Source organism: Paenibacillus sp. JSM ZJ436 (assembly GCF_044383795.1).
Classification (GTDB): Bacteria; Bacillota; Bacilli; order Paenibacillales; family Paenibacillaceae; genus Paenibacillus_AQ; species Paenibacillus_AQ algicola.
Genome location: NZ_JBISEO010000030.1, coordinates 1 through 17,373, shown reverse-complemented (window position 1 = coordinate 17,373; position 17,373 = coordinate 1). Strand labels below are relative to the sequence as shown.

Genomic DNA, 17,373 nt, shown 5'->3' with positions numbered 1-17,373 from the left:
TGTTCGACACTCTCACTTTACCAAATGAAGTGGTGTTTTTCTATTTTGCAACGATTATATTGAATACGCGATTTCTTCAGTTACACCATGCATTTAAGACGATTTTCGCTCTGCGAAAGTTGAGTTAATATAAATAACCCTCGTGTATTGATTGACCTTGAAAAGCAAACTGTGGAAGCTCAAGAAGACGACTATTCCGTTGATGATCTTTTGGAAGCGGCTGGTACTCTAACGGCTGAACGAGGAAAAGAACTTCTGGAAGAAGTGGGAAAATCGCGTGAGGAATGGAATACATGAGTAAAGGGTATCTTCTGGACACAAATATTGCGATTGCGATTCTTACTAACGAGAGTCATGTTATCGATTTTGTTCAACAGGCTTCTCGTGATAAAATGCCGCTTTATTTTTCTGCAATTACGGTTTCTGAAGTGTTTGCAGGGTTAAAACACGAGGAACAACTTCGTGCAGAAAAGCTGTTTACATTAAAAAGATGTATAGACGTTACGTCAGAAATTGCAAAATTGGCTGGAACGCTTCGTAGAGATCTTAAAGGTAAAGGACGTAAGTTAAAGACTCCGCATGCCCTCATTATTGCGACAGCGTCAGTTTATGAACTTACATTAATTTCTAGAGATTCTGATATGAACTTCGTCCAGAACGAATTGGATATTCCACTATTAAATATTGATGCGAATTAGCTTAACCGTCTCTTCTACTATAAGTTGGAGAGTCGGTTTTTTCATATCTAATTAGTCCCTTTTGATAGAATAGGGACAAGCCCAAAACCTATAATTTCAGGAGAAAGTATGAGTAACGACCTAGAGCAACAATTATTTAGGGTATCGTGCAAATGAACAAGAACGAATGTCTGAAGGTGTTGTACACTCAAAATCTAGCCCAGAAGAAAAATATGGTCTTTACAGTCCTTCACGTCAAAGAGGTAGACCCTGCGAGAATGACGATCGCCGCAGTAACCGGAATTATGGGTACGTATTTCTTTCTACTCCCAGCTATCAGCGTGGGTTGTCCGGATGCTGCAGAGAAGCCGCGCGACCACATGGAAAGGGAGCAACCTGTTGTGGATTTCCGAAATGAGTTACAAGATTAAGGATAATGCCCGCATGTTGTTTTTGGTCACGGTGTTGGTTGCACTGGCTTCCATGAGCACCGGTTTAGTGCTGTCTATGCAGCGATGGATCAAATCGGTGTAACCCGAATGCAGCGAAGAAGAGTAAAGGGAAGCTAACGGAAGCAGATATCGAATTATCCGGTCAATCCTACTCTTTCATCTTGGAGATTTCCTGATCGCCAGAGCCCGTTATCTTAAATCTGTGAATGGAATGATGGTGTTTATAAAATGGTTTCTTATTGTCTAAATTACATAACTGTAGTATCCTTATTAGGAAAATTTAGGAATATAAGAGGAGTGGTGCGGTATGAGAAAAATTCATGCTTTTACATTTGTTTTAAAGGAAGTTCGTTATTAAACACAGAGGGAATGATTCCTCCGTGAAGCCAACTTCAGGAGGAATGTTCAATGGGAATTCATCTTAAGCCAGTGTCTGTTGAAAATTGGTATGAGTGCACGAAACTAAAAGTTAAACCGGAACAACAAAAGGTTTTTCCAGCACCAATTGTCTATTGGATGGCTGAGTCCAAATTTGTAGATGATTTCGAACTACGTGCAGTATATATGGAAGCTGATGTAGTGGGTTTTATTGTATACTGTAAAAACCCTGATGTGGATGGGAACTATTGGATACCGGCATTCATGATCGATGCAAAGCATCAAGGCAAAGGCTACGGAAGGTCAGCCTTGAATAAGCTTATTGAGATTATGAGCTTCATGAACTGTAAGAGAATCATGCTCGGACACAGACCAGATAACCGGATTGCTGGAGAGTTATATGAATCATTTTCATTTAAAAAGGTAAGTGAAGAAGTCATAGACGGTGAAATTGTACGTTTACTTCAGCTTCCTTAGCATGAACTGCAATCCTGATGAAGGAAGATGAATCCCTGGTTGTTCCACGGGGGAAATTGGAAAAAATAACAGGGAGCAATTCTTTAGGGGCGAGCCTATATAGGCTGCGCTCCTTTTTTTAATTCTGTGACGTTGAATATCTCAATTTCCGGGCAAGTGAACGACTTTGTTCTGTCGAATCGGCTAAAAAACCTATGCCCCTGCTCACACATTACCGTGTCTACCTCCTCATACGAGTTGTATGTGAATGACCGTCAGGCATAGACGAAGAGCGATTCGAGATTTACGCCGATTTGCTACCAACATATGGTACAATAAATCGAGTCATAGATGGTGTCTTGCAGTCTTTTTTGGTTCATAGGATTTGCGGGTTTGAAGTAGTGATCTCATGTGATTATTAGAGGGGGTTATGATTTGGTTATTGTAAAAAAGGTCGCCAAGCTATTATTGTGTATCTCCGTGCTTTCGGGTCTGATGGGTTCAAAGACAGTTCATCGAGCCTATGCAGATTCATCTCTGTCATCAACGATAGTCATTACAGATACTACCTTAAGTATCGGAGAAACAACAACCGTAACGATCACGTTCTCGGAAAAGGTAATAGGCTTTACAGAAGCTGATCTAACGGTCCCGAACGGTACATTGAGCGGACTGGCTTCCTCAGATGGAGGAATAACGTGGACGGCCACGCTGACACCAAGCGAAAATATTGAGGACATGACCAATGTTATCACCCTTGATAACACTGGTGTTGCTGATGCGGCGGGTAATACAGGCACTGGTACGACGGATTCTAATAACTATGCAATCGATACCTTGAGGCCATCCGCCGTGATCGTGATCGAGGACACTGCGCTAACCGTTGGAAAAACCTCTTTGGTCACCATTACATTTTCCGAGGCGGTAACAGGCCTAACTAGTGCAGATCTAACGGTCCCGAACGGTACATTGAGCGGACTGGCTCCTGTAGATGAAGGAATAACGTGGACGGCCACGCTGACGCCAAGCTCAAATATCGAGGACATGACCAATGTTATCACCCTTTATAACACTGGTGTTGCTGATGCGGCGGGTAATACAGGCACTGGTACGACGGATTCTAATAACTATGCAATCGATACCTTGAGGCCATCCGCCGTGATCGTGATCGAGGACACTGCGCTAACCGTTGGAAAAACCTCTTTGGTCACCATTACATTTTCCGAGGCGGTAACAGGCCTAACTAGTGCAGATCTAACGGTCCCGAACGGTACATTGAGCGGACTGGCTCCTGTAGATGAAGGAATAACGTGGACGGCCACGCTGACGCCAAGCGCAAATATCGAGGACATGACCAATGTTATCACCCTTTATAACACTGGTGTTGTTGATGAGGCGGGCAATGCGGGCAGTGGTTCAACGGATTCTAATAACTATGCAATCGATACCTTAAGGCCATCCGCCGAGGTCGAGATCAGGGACACTGCGCTAACCATTGGAAAAACCTCTTTGGTCACCATTACATTTTCCGAAACGGTAACAGGCTTTACAGAAGCAGATCTAACGGTCCCGAACGGTACATTGAGCGGACTGGCTTCCTCAGATGGAGGAATAACGTGGACGGCCACGCTGACGCCAAGCTCAAATATCGAGGACACGACCAATGTTATCACCCTTGATAACACTGGTGTTGCTGATTTTGCGGGCAATTCGGGCAGTGGCTCAACGGATTCTAATAACTATGCAATCGATACCTTGAGGCCATCCGCCGTGATCGCGATCGAGGACACTGCGCTAACCACTGGAGAAACCTCTTTGGTCACCATTACATTTTCCGAAGCGGTAATAGGCTTTAAAGAAGACCGTCTAACGGTCCCGAACGGTACATTGAGCGGACTGTCTTCCTCAGACGGAATAACGTGGACGGCCACGCTGACGCCTCAGGCCAATGTGAATGTTCAGGACCATTCAATTACGCTTCACAATGATGGCATAGCTGATATTGCGGGTAACCCGGGAGAAGGCGTAACTCTTTCGAATACATATTCTATTTCGACGGTTCCCTTGCCTGACAGCAGCTCTACAGAATCTTCATGGATTCCCTCTACACCGGTTCAAATCTCAGTTACCTCAACGAACGGAATTCTGAGCATTCCAACCGGCATGTCCGGCGTTGTAGGCTTGGATGGGGAAATCCTCATTTCGGTTCCGGCAGGAGCTTTTACAGAGGACATCAGATTATCGATTCAAAAAATTCCGGAAACACCAAACATGCTCTCAAGCAAACAGGTATTAGCAAGTCCGATCTTTGCTATCGTGAACAGCGTTTCCAAGAAACCAAGCAAGCCGGTAAGTCTGACCTTGACGTTTGATCGCGGCAGCTTGAAGGAAGATCAGACTCCTGCTGTATTTTACTACGACGAAGTAAACAAAGCCTGGAGCGAAGTTGAAGGCGGGACCATTCAAGGTAACAAAATCAGTGTCAGCATCGATCAATTTGGGAAGTACGCCGTACTCGCGTTGGACAAAAGCCCAGGTGACATTATAGAGGACCCTTCAAAAGAGCTCATCCTTCATGATATTTCTAACCATTGGGCGGAAGAAAACGTGAGGCAGGCAATCCGTACAGGAATAGTTTCGGGCTATCCAGACGGAACCTTCAAGCCTAATGCTTCGGTAACGCGTGCAGAATTTCTGCTCATGCTGATGAACATTGTGAATGTGAAAGCCGCAGTCATGGACCGTAGCTTTTCAGATACGGCAGAGATTGGTGAGTGGGCTAAACAAGCAGTAGCTGATGCGCTGCATGCAGGCATCGTTACCGGTTACGCAGATGGCTCCTTCCGTCCCAATGCCAATATCACCCGGGCTGAGATGGCGGTGATGGTAGCCAGGGGCTTGGATCTGTCTGGTGCTGAGAATGCTGCAGCTCTTTTTGCAGATCATGATTCCATTCCTGCGTGGGCTGTCCCTGCTGTAACGGCATTAAAAAACCTAGCTGTCCTCAAAGGGACAAGCGGCAATACATTCAGCCCGACTCGTGAAGCCACGAGAGCGGAGGCAGTAACGGTGCTGATCAACGTGCTGAATCAACTCTCAATCAAGTGATTGGGGGAGGACCCATGAAAGGACGCTAAAGCCATGGAGAATTTGTACATCCATACAGCGCAGCTGTACGATGCTGACCCTCGCGAGGTGTTTTCGGCAGATATTCCGTTTTATCTGGACCGGGCGAAGCGTTTGGGGGGACGCGTTCTGGAGTTAGCCTGTGGAACGGGCAGGATCACCATTCCTCTTGCCAGGGAAGGGGTTGAGATCTGGGGTTTAGATTACTCCAAGAGTATGCTGGAGGTGCTGGAAAAAAAGGTTCAAAAGCTGTCCACCGAATCCCGGCAGCATCTGCATACGGTATATGGAGACATGACTGATTTTTCGCTTTCGGAAAAATTCAAGCTGATCTTTATCCCCTTCCGCAGCTTTCAAAGCTTAGAAACGGACGAACAGGCGCTGCAATGTTTATCCGCAGTCCATAATCATTTGGAGGAGGATGGACAGTTTATCATTAACGTGTTCAAACCGATAAAAAAGCTCGGGGCATGGTGGGTGGATCCGGCGGAAAACCTGGATTATGAATCTGTTCTGGAGAGCGGCGAACATGTCACCCGACATTCGATACGAAAACGTGTTGATACAGAGCGACGATTACTGTTCACGGATTTCATATATCGCTTAGATCAGGATGGCGAGCTTGTGCAGGAGTTTCACGACAGCATCCGGCTCCGGTATTTTTACGGAGATGACATTCGGCGTCTGATTACCTCCTCCGGATTTACCATTGATGAGGAATACGGCTGGTATGACGGCACTTCGGTACAGGACGGCCGTGAGTTTATCTTTGTCTGCCGTAAATCGACAGGTATCTAAAGCCTAAGCAAGTTTCGATTAGTTTAGCTTAGCTTGGAGCAGCACAAGATGAAGAAGGCACCTGCCTGATTGAGGCAGGTGCCTTCTTCATGGTGGTGGAGTCGATCGTGCTTGCTGGGCGCGGGGATTAACGTGCCTAGGAGCGCAGGGATCTAGCGTGCCCAGGGGTGGCTCGGCTCCAGGGTGCTCAGGGGTGCGAAGCTCTAGCGTGCTCATAGGCGCGGGGCTCTAGCATGCTCAGAGGTGCGAAGCTCTAGCGTGCTCAGGGCGCGGGGCTCTAGTATGCTCAGAGGTGCGGGGCTCTAGCATGCTCAGGGGCGCGGGGCTCTAGCGTGCTCAGAGGTGCAGGGCTCTAACATGCTCAGAAGTGCGGGGCTCGGGTCCAGGGTGCTCAGGGGCGGGGGCTCTAGCGTGCTCAGAGGTGCGGGACTCTAAGCTAACGGTTGCCACAGCGCTTATTAGTGCCAAAAAGTCACATGCACCAGCCTAACGGTTGCCACAGTAGCTAAATGTGCGAAAGTGCGAGCTTTTAACTAACTAGGGTTCAAATAGCCACGCTGACAACCGTTAGGGTTACCAAAGTGCAAATCTAAGCCAAATAGCGCCTGTGGCAACCGTTACATTAATGAGCTGGCGGATGTGGGCTACCGACACCGCCTATGGCGACCGCTGGAGCCTCGTATTTGTCCCCTCGGGCTAACGGTTAGAGCTTCACACTAGCGAGTTCCTAGGCTACCAACCGCATATGGCGACCGTTGGAACTTAGCAATAGATCCTCGCATTGGTCCCCTCGAGCTAACGGTTGCCACAGCGCTTATTAGTGTCAAAAAGTCACATGCATCAGGCTAACGGTTGCCACAGTGGCTAAATGTGCGAAAATGCGAGCTTTTAACTAACTAGGGTCCAAATAGCCACGCTGGCAACCTTTAGAGTTACCAAAGTGCGAATTTAGGCTACATAGCGCCTGTGGCAACCGTTAGAGTTACTAGCCGGCGGAAGTGGGCCACCAACCGCCTATGGCGACCGCTGGAGCCTCACAATAGATCCTCGCATTAGTTCCTCGCAAGCAGACACTCGGGGTAACGGTTAGAGCTTCACACTAGCGAGTTCCTAGGCTACCAACCGCATATGGCGACCGTTGGAACTTAGCAATAGATCCTCGCAAGCGGACACTCGACCTAACGGTTGCCACAGCGCTTATTAGTGCCAAAAAGTCACATGCACCAGCCTAACGGTTGCTACGATGGCTAAATGTGCGAAAATGCGAGCTTTTAACTAACTAGGGTTCAAATAGCCCCGCTGACAACCGTTAGAGTTACCAAAGTGCGAATTTAAGCTACATAGCGCCTGTGGCAACCGTTAGAGTAATGAGCCGGCGGAAGTGGGCCACTAACCGCCTATGGCGACCGCTGGAGCCTCGCATTAATTCCTCGCAAGCGGACACTCGGGCTAACGGTTAGAGCTTCAAACTGGCGAGATCCCAGTCTAACGGTTGCCACAGCGCTTATTAGTGCCAAAAAGTCACATTCCCCAGCCTAACGGTTGCTACGATGGCTAATGTGCGAAAATGCGAGCTTTTAACTAACTAGGGTCCAAATAGCCACGCGGGCAACCGTTAGAGTTAACAAAGTACGAATTTAGGCTAAATAGCGCCTGTGGCAACCGTTAGAGTAATGAGCTGGCGGATGTGGGCTACCGGCCGCCTATGCCAACCGCTAGAGCTAGTAGCCGGGGGCTGGAGAGACGCACAAATCCTTCAGCAACCGTTAAAGTTACCGAAGCACGATTAGCATAACGCGACCTGGAATTTGCCCACCCATCAGCAACCATTGAGGTTACCGACCAACCTCTGCGGTAGCCGCCAGAGTTACAATTCACCGGACCCCATATTACATCGCTTCTGCGAATTAAGACTCACGCCGGGAAGAGATGATATGGGTACATAGAACTTGAAAAAAATGGATTGACAAGTCTAAAGTCCTACATTATATTAAGCATATAATGTCGAAAAAAAGATATATTTGGCAAACTTGTCGAAAGACTAGGACGCAAAGCCACGGGTCTAAAGCAATGAGAATTGCTACGATCGCCGGGTTGCAGCAGCAGACACATGTCTGCTTGTTCCTCTGTCCTTTTACATGGGCAGAGGTTTTTTTGTTACCAAATCAAGCGCTGATCACTGCATGAGGGAGAGCCTATGACTGATTCAAGCCCGATCGATTCACTTCTGGAGATGTATTTGTTTGAAAATTCCACTTTGCTGGAGCAGCTAGAGAACATCATTTTGGAATGCGAGCATGTCAATGCTTACCCGGCAGCAGCCGTCCACGAGATCTTCCGGATCATGCATACGATTAAGGGCTCATCCACCATGATGCAATTCAATCACATTGCCGCTTTGTCGCATGCGATGGAGGATCTTTTTGCGTATTTAAGGGAACGGGAAGAGGTGCTGGCTGACTATTCCCAGCTGTCCGAGCTCGTGCTTCAAGGCAGTGATTTCATCAAGATCGAGCTGCTCAAGCTGCAAAATGGACATATCGCAGATGAAGACAGTGCGACTCTGACCCACAGAATTACGGCTTATCTGGACCAGCTCAAAACGAACCAAGACCCATTTCCTTCTACGTCCTCGGAGGATGATAATGAAACCGGTTTAGCGAATCTGGACGTTCCTGCGGCCGGGTTTAAAGCGGTTGTATTTTTCGGCAATGACCTGGGAATGGAAGGTGTAAGAGCTGTTCAGCTTCTTCAGAGCCTGGAAGACATCGAGGCGAATTACAGCTATCATCCCAAGGATTCACTAGGGGGAGCAGAAGAGACTGCATTTATCCGGAATCATGGCTTCCAGCTTCTTTTTCAGGATAAGCATAATTACAGTGAGGTGCATCAATGCATCAGAGAGGCTTGCGGTGTGACGGCTGTTCACTTGTTTGACAGTGACGCTGACAGCAGCAACCACAGCCGTCACAACGGTAAGCGTGACAATGAACCAACCACAGCTCCTCGCATGGCACATCCAAGCTCAAAAAGTGAAGCGGAGGATAAGGTGCCTCTGGCAGCGGTTGAGCGTTCCCCCATGCAGTCAGCCAGCTATCTGAGCGTAAATGTCAGCAAGCTGGATGAGCTGATGAATCTGATCGGCGAGCTTGTTATTGCGGAATCCATGGTTACCCAGCATCCGGAGCTTCAAGGGCACCCGCTAGAGCAGTTCAAGCATGCCGCCCGGCATCTTACCAAGATTACCAAGGAAATTCAGGATAAAACGATGTCCATTCGCATGGTGCCTCTGGAAAGCTGCTTCCACAAAATGAACCGGGTGCTGCGGGACATGTCCAAGAAGCTGGACAAGGATATCCGGCTTCAGCTGATCGGCGAAGAAACCGAGGTCGATAAGAGCATCATTGACAAAATAACGGATCCCTTGATGCATCTCGTCCGCAATGCCGCGGATCACGGATTGGAGACGGGCCCTGAACGAGAAGCCGCGGGAAAAGCGCGGACCGGAACGCTCACGTTAGAAGCCCGGAACACGGGCAGTGAGGTTATGATTATCGTTCGGGACGACGGCCGGGGGATGGACCGAGCGAAGCTGTTAGCTCGCGCGCGCGAAAAAAATATGCTTTACAAGGAAGAGGCCGACATGTCTGATCGGGAGGTTTATCAGCTGATTTTCATGCCGGGTTTCTCGACCAAAGACAGTATCTCCGAATTTAGCGGCCGGGGGGTTGGCATGGACGTCGTGCTCCAAAATATTGACAGCATCGGTGGAACCGTATTCATCGATAGTGAGCCGGGACACGGCTCTGCCATCACCATCAAAATTCCGCTGACACTGGCCATCATTGACGGCATGAACGTGAAGGTAGGCTCTTCTCGCTTCACCCTTCCGATCTCTTCGATTAAGGAATCGTTCCGGCCTCAAGGCAAGGACATCATCAGGGATCCGGATGGCTGTGAAATGATCATGGTCCGGGGGCAATGCTATGCCATCATTCGGCTTTATGAGCATTTCAAGCTCCATTCCGATGTCCAAACGGTGGAGGACGGCATTTTGACGATGGTGGAAGTGGACGGGCAGCAGGTGTGTCTTTTTGCAGATGAGCTGCTTGGTCAGCAGCAGGTGGTGATCAAGGCTCTGCCGGTCTACATCAAGAAGCTTACGAATTCAAAAGGAATTGCGGGATGCACGCTCTTAAGCGATGGGAGCACCAGCTTGATTCTGGATATTCCGCATCTGATATCACATTAGGGAGAGGATCACATGGGGCAGGCGTCCAAGTTGGCATTACAGGACGATGGGGGACAGGCTGAAAATACGCTGACAGGGAAGTTTCTTACGTTTTTGGTGGATCAGGAGTACTACGGCATTCCGATTCAATATGTAAAAGAAATTGTGGGGCTGCACACCATCACGGAGGTCCCGGAAGTGCCGGTGTACATCAAGGGCATTATTAATTTAAGAGGCAGAATTATTCCCATTATGGATATCCGCCTCCGATTTAAAAAGCCATACCGGGCATACAATGACCGAACTTGCATTATTGTAGTGGACATTGATGAGCTGTGTGTCGGTCTAATCGTGGATAGTGTGTCTGAGGTATTGTGGATTGCAAGTGAAGACATCGTTCCTCCTCCGGGTCTTGGCATCGGCGGCGCGAGATATGTGATGGGAGTCGGAAGGTCTGATGGCGGCGCGAAGCTGCTGCTCGACTGTAACCGGCTGCTTAATGATCATGAGCTGGAACAGCTCGATAACCTAAACACCCCCAGGGAGGAACTGTAATGAAATGGTTCATGAATTTGAAAATTGGCAGAAAGCTCATTCTTTCGTTAGTATTTGTCGCGCTTTTGGCAGGAGTGGTGGGTACGGTTGGCGTCCTGAATATGAACCATATCGACAATGATTACAATCAGCTATATGCAGATTACGGAGTAGCTGTAGGTGATATTGGCTCTGCAGGAATATCTTTTCATCAGATGAGAGCTTCCATACGGGATGTGATGCTGACTGAAAATTCAGCAGACAAGCAGCAGTACGTGGAAGATGCACGGAGTAAGCTCCCGCTAATCAACGCTGCATTAATGAGGTTTGAGGAGTCTCTGGTAAATGAGTCCACCCGCCAAATCTTCAATGAGCTGCAGCAAACGCTTCAGCAGTATGAAGCGGTGTTTGAAAATGCGATGGCTCTGGATCGCGATGGACAAACCCAGCAGGCCTACGAGCTGATTCAGACCGAGGCGAATGCGCTAGCTGGCGTCGCGTCCGGGTACATAGCCCAGCTGTATGATAACAAAATTACCGACGGTTATGCATTGTCAGAGCAGCTGACCGACCAGACAAATACGACCATTGTAACGATGATTGTCATTGTGGCAGTTTCCGTCCTTTCGGCGATCGTGCTGGGTTTATTGATTTCCCGGTGGATCAGCGGACCGATCCGTAACATGGTTCATGTGGCAGAAAGTATTGCTGATGGAGATTTGAATGTTGCTATTGAAGTGAATTCCAAGGATGAAGTGGGCGTGCTTGCCGCAGCCTTCCAGCGCATGACCGATAATTTGAACAACGTCATGAACAATATTCAGACCGCTTCCGAGCAAGTTGCTTCCGGTGCAAGACAAGTATCGGAGGCCAGTATTACGCTATCCGACGGTGCTACCGAGCAGGCAAGCTCGGTGGAGGAATTAACGGCATCTCTACAAGAGGTATCTGCGCAAACACAGCAAAATGCGGGGGGTTCTGACCGTGCCAATCTTTTGGCAGTAGAGACCAAAGCCAATGCAGCCAGAGGCAGCAGCCAAATGAAGGATATGCTGGAGGCGATGGAGGATATCAATCAGGCCTCGGCCAGCATCTCCAAGATCATTAAGGTGATTGATGAAATTGCGTTTCAGACGAATATTTTGGCACTGAATGCGGCTGTGGAAGCTGCGCGTGCCGGTCAGCACGGCAAGGGGTTTGCGGTGGTAGCAGAAGAAGTACGGAATTTGGCAGCACGATCGGCGAATGCAGCGAAAGAGACGACAGAGATGATTGAAGGCTCCATGAAAAAAGTAGAAGCAGGCACCAAGATTGCCAACGAAACGGCCTCGGCCCTGCAGCAGATTGTCGACGATATTTCACAGGTTGCGGAGCTGATTGACCAGATTGCGGTGTCGTCCAATGAACAGGCAGCTGGGATTAACCAGATCAATCAAGGCTTGATTCAGGTCTCCCAGGTGGTACAAGGAAATTCGGCGACCTCGGAAGAAAGCGCAGCAGCGAGTGAGGAGCTGTCGAGCCAGGCAGAGCTTTTGAATGAGCAGCTGAGTAAGTTCAAGCTTCGTAAAATCCATGGGTCAGTCAGCTACCGGTCTCAGCCTATGTCCCCTGATCTGATTCGCATGATCGAGAAGCTGAGCTATTCTGCGGACAGACCGGCTGCGGAGCCTGTGGTGGCCTTCAAGGAATATAAGGAAAAGCCGCTGAAAATCTCCCTTAGTGACGAGGAGTTTGGCAAATATTAGTTCTTGAATGAACTGCGATTAGAGGGGGAGCGCCCCCTCTTTTTTAGTCAGGAGAGGTGAAGGATTGCGATGATTCAAATTACAGATCAGGAGTTTCAGCAGCTCGTGCATTATATTAAGCAGCATTACGGTATTCATCTGAAGGCCGAGAAGAGAACGCTGGTCATGGGGCGCTTGGGAAGTGTGCTGCAGCAACTGAGGATGAACAGCTTTACGGAATATATCGAATACGTGCAAGCCGATCCAACGGGGCAGGCCTCGCGTCTGCTGGCAGACAAAATTTCCACGAACCACACGTTTTTTATGCGCGAGCCAGAGCATTTTTTGTTGTTCCGGGATCAGGTTCTGCCGAGTCTGGTGCATCAAGCCAGGGATCAGGATCTGCGGGTATGGAGTGCAGGCTGCTCTACGGGCGAGGAGCCGTACACGCTTGCCATGATCATGGACGAGTATTTTGGCTTGGAGAAGTCGGAGTGGGACACCCGGGTGCTCGCCACGGATCTTTCGAGCAAGGTGCTGGATAGCTGCAGGGCAGGTCTGTACGAGGAGGAGAAGCTACAAGTGCTGCCGGCTCCGTGGCGCAAGGCTTATTTTCAAGCTGCAGGCCCCGGGAAGTTTAAGGTAGCCAAAAAGCTGCAGCAGGAGGTGATTTTTCGCCGATTTAATCTGATGGAGCCAGTGTTTCCATTTAAAAAGAAGTTCCACGTCATATTTTGCCGGAATGTGATGATCTATCTCGATGCCGTGACCAAGCGCCAGCTTGTGGAAAAGTTTTATGAGTGGATGGAGCCGGGGGGATATCTGTTTATTGGGCATTCAGAAACGCTTGATCGGGAGCATACGAAATTCAAGTATATGATGCCGGCGGTGTACCGAAAGGAGGGGTAAGATGAGAAAAATCCGGGTGCTCGTTGTCGATGACTCCCTGTTGTTTCGCGAGGTGCTTTCGCGGGGGCTGATGATGGATCCCGGCATTGAGGTGGTAGCCACCGCAGAAGATCCTTTTGATGCCAGGGGCAAAATATTGGAGCTTCGGCCCGACGTCATGACCTGTGATATTGAAATGCCCAAAATGAACGGCATTGATTTCATCCAGCGTCTGCTGCCGCAATATGCCTTGCCGGTCGTTGTGATCAGCACGATCAGTCATGCCGTGTTTGATGCCTTGAAGGCGGGAGCGGTCGATTTTCTGGCCAAGCCGAATGTGCAGACCTTGCAGCAGATGCAACTCTTTATTCAAGAGCTGATTACGAAGGTGAAGACGGCGGCAAAGGCAAATCTGGTACAGCACAGAGCTTCTCCTGCTCTATCCCGTGCATGGACGTCACCCGCAGCAGCCGCGGAGGATCGGTTGATTGCGGTTGGTGCATCCACGGGAGGTACGGAAGCCATCCACGATCTGTTAAAAAGCCTGCCCGACGATCTGCCGGGCATGCTGATTGTACAGCATATTCCGCCGGTGTTCTCTCGCATGTTTGCAGAACGGTTGAACCAGTTCTCCGGTTTTACGGTATGTGAGGCGAGCAGTGGACTATATGTGCAGCGCGGTCATGTGTATATTGCTCCCGGCGATCAGCATATGAAGGTGAAAAAGATAGGCGACCGGTACAGAATTGAGTGCTTTCATGGTGACAAAGTGAATGGTCACTGTCCGTCGGTAGATGTGCTGTTTGATTCTGTCGCCAAGGAGGCAGGGGCCCATGGCATCGGGATTATTCTGACCGGGATGGGATACGACGGGGCAAAAGGGCTCATGTCCATGCGCCGCAAAGGAGCCCGCACGCTCGGACAGGACGAGGCTTCTTGCGTCGTCTACGGCATGCCCAAGGCCGCCTACCAGCTTGGCGCGGTGGAGAAGCAGGCTTCTCTCACGCACCTGCCCAGAGTGCTGTGCAGCATGATCTAGACCGGCCGGGTAGGAGCGGGTGTGGGTGTGGCTATGGCGTCGGGCCTGGCTTTGGTGAAGCTAGGGCTCTAACGGTTGCCACAAGCGTTAACTAGCCGCTATTGCGCACATTGCAAATCTAACGGTTGCCAGAGTGGCTAAACAACGCAAATTGCAAGGAAAACGCGCAGTTCAGTGCAAATAGCCACTGTAGCAACCTTTAGAACGAGAAATGTTACTCAATGCCTCCAATAAGCACTGTGGCAACCGTTAGCCGCATCTATCCCAACTACGAGACCTCATCATCCCAGCGCTAACGGTTGCCACAAGCGTTAACTAGCCGCTATTGCGCACATTGCAAATCTAACGGTTGCCAGCGTGGCTAAACTGCGGAAATTGCAAGGAAAACGCGCAGTTCAGTGCAAATAGCCACTGTAGCAACCCTTAGAAAGAGAAATGTTACTTAATACCTCCAATAAGCACTGTGGCAACCGTTAGGCGCATCTATTTCTACTATGGGACCTCATCATCCCAGCGCTAACGGTTGCCACAAGCGTTAACTAGCCGCTATTGCGCACATTGCAAATCTAACGGTTGCCAGCGTGGCTAAACTGCGGAAATTGCAAGGAAAACGCGCAGTTCGGTGCAAATAGCCACTATAGCAATCCTTAGAAAGACAAATGTTACTCAATACCTCCAATAAGCACTGTGGCAACCGTTAGCCGCATCTATCTCAACTGCGAGACCTCATCATCCCAGCGCTAACGGTTGCCACAAGCGTTAACTAGCTGCAATTGCGCACATTGCAAATCTAACGGTTGCCAGAGTGGCTAAACAACGCAAATTGCAAGGAAAACGCTCATTCTCGTGCAAATAGCCACTGTAGCAACCCTTAGAAAGAGAAATGTTACTCAATACCTCCAATAAGCACTGTGGCAACCGTTAGCCGAGTCTATTTCAAATACGATATCTCAAAGTGTGCAAACGTAACTATCCCCGCCACCGTCAACACACTAATATCACTCGGGCTCGCGAGCATCCGTTAGAGCAGGAGCGCGGTCAGAAGCAGTATTAGCCGCGGGATCAGGTACAGCAGTGAAACCCATGGTAGTTGTCCTCACTCTAGTCATTTTCATCCTTAAAGTGTGATCACTTGTAGACGATCAGCCTCATTTACGAAGTTGATAAGTGCGGTAGCGCAGTTTGCCGCTGGCTACGGTGAGCAGATTTTTGCCGACCAGGGTACGAAGAAGGACACGGGTGCGGTTCTCGGACAGACCGAGGTGGGCGGCGAGCTCCTTGGGTTCAATCGGGCGCAGGAGCCGGCGGCAAAAGCGCAAGCTTTCCGCTTCCGCCCAGTTTAGTCCGGGGAGCAGCTGAGCTGACAGGAATTTTCCCACAAAAGAAAGCACTAGCTGCTTGCAGCGCCCCACATCTTCACGGATGGACAGCACCGCGACGGGGAGGATCGCCCAATCGTCCAGCACGAGCAATGCCTGCTTCATGCATAAGTCCTTGAACCTTGCCGAATCAACGTCTCTCGCATGACTGCGAAAGTCCTGAACTTCAATACAGCCCTTCGCGCCGCCCGGCATGTAAGCAAAATCCAGGTAACGATAGCCTCCGCTATAATCCCGAATCTCATATTCCGCATGCAAATCATTAAAATTCCCGATAACCGGAAACCAGACCTCCTGTAGAAAAAACATGGAACCAAAGCTTAAGCCTCTTCGCAATCGTTCCCGCCGCCGCGGGTTCTGGTCCTCCGCAATTTTTTAGTAAAAGCATTGCCTGCGTATAGAAAGGCCAAAAGAAGAGTGCTGTTTGTAGGTCAAGAGACGAACGGTTGGGAGTCATTCAAAATAACCTTAGACACATTTTGAATCCGTAAAGGACCTTGGTGCGAATGTGCTATCACGAGTCGTTCACTCAAACTTGCCGTATCATACCTATCGCACTTACCATCCAAACAATTGATTACAATATAATGAGCAATCTGTATTTAAATCAATTGAAGAAGCTTTGCATGAATTGATCAGCAACTAATACATCTCCTCTAGTAGCCGAGTGCCTCAGACAATTATACCTGAGTTGCCTCGGCTATTTATATCTTCGCCATCTTGTGGCTAATCTCTATCTACCTGTAATTCAGTAAAGCTCATGCATGCTCAGACGTTAAATCGGTAGTAAGCCATCTAAGTATTCATTGATTTTGTTGGGATCAATTTTTTTGAGTTGCAAATGATGCAATTTCGTGCAGGAAATGCACGGCAAGTCATTAGGTTTGCAGTAATAGTTAACTCGAAGGGGGAGAGTAGGAGGTTGGATAGTCTGGAAAGGATGAATAGCGTCACGGATATATCGAAAAGAATTTAGTGGACATAACTCGCATGATGAGATAGCAAAGATCGCTTTGCTCTACGTATATTGTCATGAACAGTGATAAAGTGTATTGAGAATCCCACTAAATATTGAAATGGAATTCGTGCACATTTGGAAAAAGTTAGTTAGACTTTCTCTTTTATTTAAGTGATTATCTGGTAAATAATAATTGCTAAGATAGATAGAGCAGCCAATCCTGCAAATATATATATTAAATACATAAACCATCTAATTGGTTTTGGTAAACTATTCATATTTACTCTTTTAGTAGGAGCCCCCATTACATTACGATAATGATCGGTCACACTATTGAAAGATACGTCATCATTCAATTCGTTTAAATCATACTTTTGATTTTCGTCCTCAGGCTTATGATCCACTTCAATCACTTCCTTGTTATAATTTTACTTTAATGTGAAATAAAATTATAACATAAAACACTTTTTATTTCTAAAGTTACATTCGATATTAAACTTGGTTCTTAAGTACGATTTAATGAAGTATCTGTTAATTAGTTTCTTTTAACAATAAACTGTTAACATCAGTGTATAGTGCAATACTGATTCTAAAGTACTTAATTTTGCTTCCTCGCTACACTAAGTGGCTGAAGTCTGATTTCTAAAAATTATGTCAATACTGCCTGATAAGAATATTGATAGGGTGGTCATGACGATGTGGACTCCAATTAGCAATAAAGATAACCTGATTG

Annotated in this window: 13 protein-coding genes and 1 riboswitch; of the genes, 11 read left to right on the top strand and 2 right to left on the bottom strand. The window is 48.3% G+C overall.

All coding sequences use genetic code 11. The features are described 5' to 3' along the window. Nucleotides 1-147: 147 nt before the first annotated feature. The 11 genes from ACH6EH_RS19875 (at nt 148) to ACH6EH_RS19825 (ending at nt 14,303) form a co-directional block, all read left to right on the top strand. Nucleotides 148-297: a hypothetical protein gene (locus ACH6EH_RS19875; protein ID WP_397333554.1), complete on the top strand. Its 150-nt coding sequence runs from the start codon at nt 148-150 to the stop codon at nt 295-297. Further along, nucleotides 294-698, top strand: coding sequence for a PIN domain-containing protein (locus ACH6EH_RS19870; RefSeq protein WP_397333553.1), 405 nt, complete (start codon nt 294-296; stop codon nt 696-698). The genes ACH6EH_RS19875 and ACH6EH_RS19870 overlap by 4 nt, the downstream gene beginning before the upstream one ends. A 152-nt stretch (nt 699-850) precedes the next feature. After that, a complete protein-coding gene (locus tag ACH6EH_RS19865; RefSeq protein WP_397333552.1) occupies nt 851-1,108 on the top strand; it encodes a hypothetical protein in 258 nt (85 codons plus the stop codon). Between the two features lie 429 nt (nt 1,109-1,537). Further along, entirely contained in the window at nt 1,538-1,984 is a 447-nt protein-coding gene (locus tag ACH6EH_RS19860) for a GNAT family N-acetyltransferase (RefSeq protein ID WP_397333551.1), read from the top strand. A 414-nt stretch (nt 1,985-2,398) separates the two neighbouring features. Next, nucleotides 2,399-5,071 (top strand): Ig-like domain-containing protein, encoded by a 2,673-nt coding sequence (locus ACH6EH_RS19855; RefSeq protein WP_397333550.1) that lies wholly within the window; start codon nt 2,399-2,401, stop codon nt 5,069-5,071. A 33-nt stretch (nt 5,072-5,104) separates the two neighbouring features. Next, a complete protein-coding gene (locus tag ACH6EH_RS19850) occupies nt 5,105-5,887 on the top strand; it encodes a class I SAM-dependent methyltransferase (protein ID WP_397333549.1) in 783 nt (260 codons plus the stop codon). Between the two features lie 2,013 nt (nt 5,888-7,900). Further along, a riboswitch (cyclic di-GMP riboswitch) is annotated at nt 7,901-7,989 on the top strand. Between the two features lie 95 nt (nt 7,990-8,084). After that, nucleotides 8,085-10,139 carry a chemotaxis protein CheA gene (locus ACH6EH_RS19845; protein WP_397333548.1) on the top strand — a complete coding sequence of 685 codons (2,055 nt, stop codon included), beginning with the start codon at nt 8,085-8,087 and terminating at the stop codon, nt 10,137-10,139. Nucleotides 10,140-10,169: 30 nt separating this feature from the next. Then, nucleotides 10,170-10,673, top strand: coding sequence for a chemotaxis protein CheW (locus ACH6EH_RS19840; RefSeq protein WP_397333547.1), 504 nt, complete (start codon nt 10,170-10,172; stop codon nt 10,671-10,673). An 11-nt stretch (nt 10,674-10,684) separates the two neighbouring features. Continuing rightward, complete coding sequence (locus ACH6EH_RS19835; RefSeq protein WP_397333546.1) at nt 10,685-12,397, top strand: methyl-accepting chemotaxis protein; 1,713 nt, start codon at nt 10,685-10,687, stop codon at nt 12,395-12,397. Nucleotides 12,398-12,466: 69 nt separating this feature from the next. Further along, on the top strand, nt 12,467-13,285 hold the full coding sequence (locus tag ACH6EH_RS19830) for a CheR family methyltransferase (protein ID WP_397333545.1): 819 nt from the start codon (nt 12,467-12,469) through the stop codon (nt 13,283-13,285). Nucleotide 13,286: 1 nt separating this feature from the next. Continuing rightward, nucleotides 13,287-14,303: a protein-glutamate methylesterase/protein-glutamine glutaminase gene (locus ACH6EH_RS19825; protein WP_397333544.1), complete on the top strand. Its 1,017-nt coding sequence runs from the start codon at nt 13,287-13,289 to the stop codon at nt 14,301-14,303. A 1,148-nt stretch (nt 14,304-15,451) separates the two neighbouring features. Here ACH6EH_RS19825 and ACH6EH_RS19820 read toward each other — a convergent pair. Both ACH6EH_RS19820 and ACH6EH_RS19815 read right to left on the bottom strand, forming a co-directional pair. Beyond that, nucleotides 15,452-15,991 (bottom strand): transcriptional regulator, encoded by a 540-nt coding sequence (locus ACH6EH_RS19820; RefSeq protein WP_397333543.1) that lies wholly within the window; start codon nt 15,989-15,991, stop codon nt 15,452-15,454. Between the two features lie 816 nt (nt 15,992-16,807). Further along, entirely contained in the window at nt 16,808-17,044 is a 237-nt protein-coding gene (locus ACH6EH_RS19815; RefSeq protein WP_138224877.1) for a hypothetical protein, read from the bottom strand. Between the last annotated feature and the right edge of the window lie 329 nt (nt 17,045-17,373).

Coding starts and splice junctions, on each gene's coding strand:
- ACH6EH_RS19860 (WP_397333551.1), top strand. CDS start 1,538: ATGGGAATTCATCTTAAGCCAGTGTCTGTTGAAAATTGGTATGAGTGC.
- ACH6EH_RS19820 (WP_397333543.1), bottom strand. CDS start 15,991: ATGTTTTTTCTACAGGAGGTCTGGTTTCCGGTTATCGGGAATTTTAAT.
- ACH6EH_RS19850 (WP_397333549.1), top strand. CDS start 5,105: ATGGAGAATTTGTACATCCATACAGCGCAGCTGTACGATGCTGACCCT.
- ACH6EH_RS19835 (WP_397333546.1), top strand. CDS start 10,685: ATGAATTTGAAAATTGGCAGAAAGCTCATTCTTTCGTTAGTATTTGTC.
- ACH6EH_RS19845 (WP_397333548.1), top strand. CDS start 8,085: ATGACTGATTCAAGCCCGATCGATTCACTTCTGGAGATGTATTTGTTT.
- ACH6EH_RS19865 (WP_397333552.1), top strand. CDS start 851: ATGAACAAGAACGAATGTCTGAAGGTGTTGTACACTCAAAATCTAGCC.
- ACH6EH_RS19825 (WP_397333544.1), top strand. CDS start 13,287: ATGAGAAAAATCCGGGTGCTCGTTGTCGATGACTCCCTGTTGTTTCGC.
- ACH6EH_RS19830 (WP_397333545.1), top strand. CDS start 12,467: ATGATTCAAATTACAGATCAGGAGTTTCAGCAGCTCGTGCATTATATT.
- ACH6EH_RS19870 (WP_397333553.1), top strand. CDS start 294: ATGAGTAAAGGGTATCTTCTGGACACAAATATTGCGATTGCGATTCTT.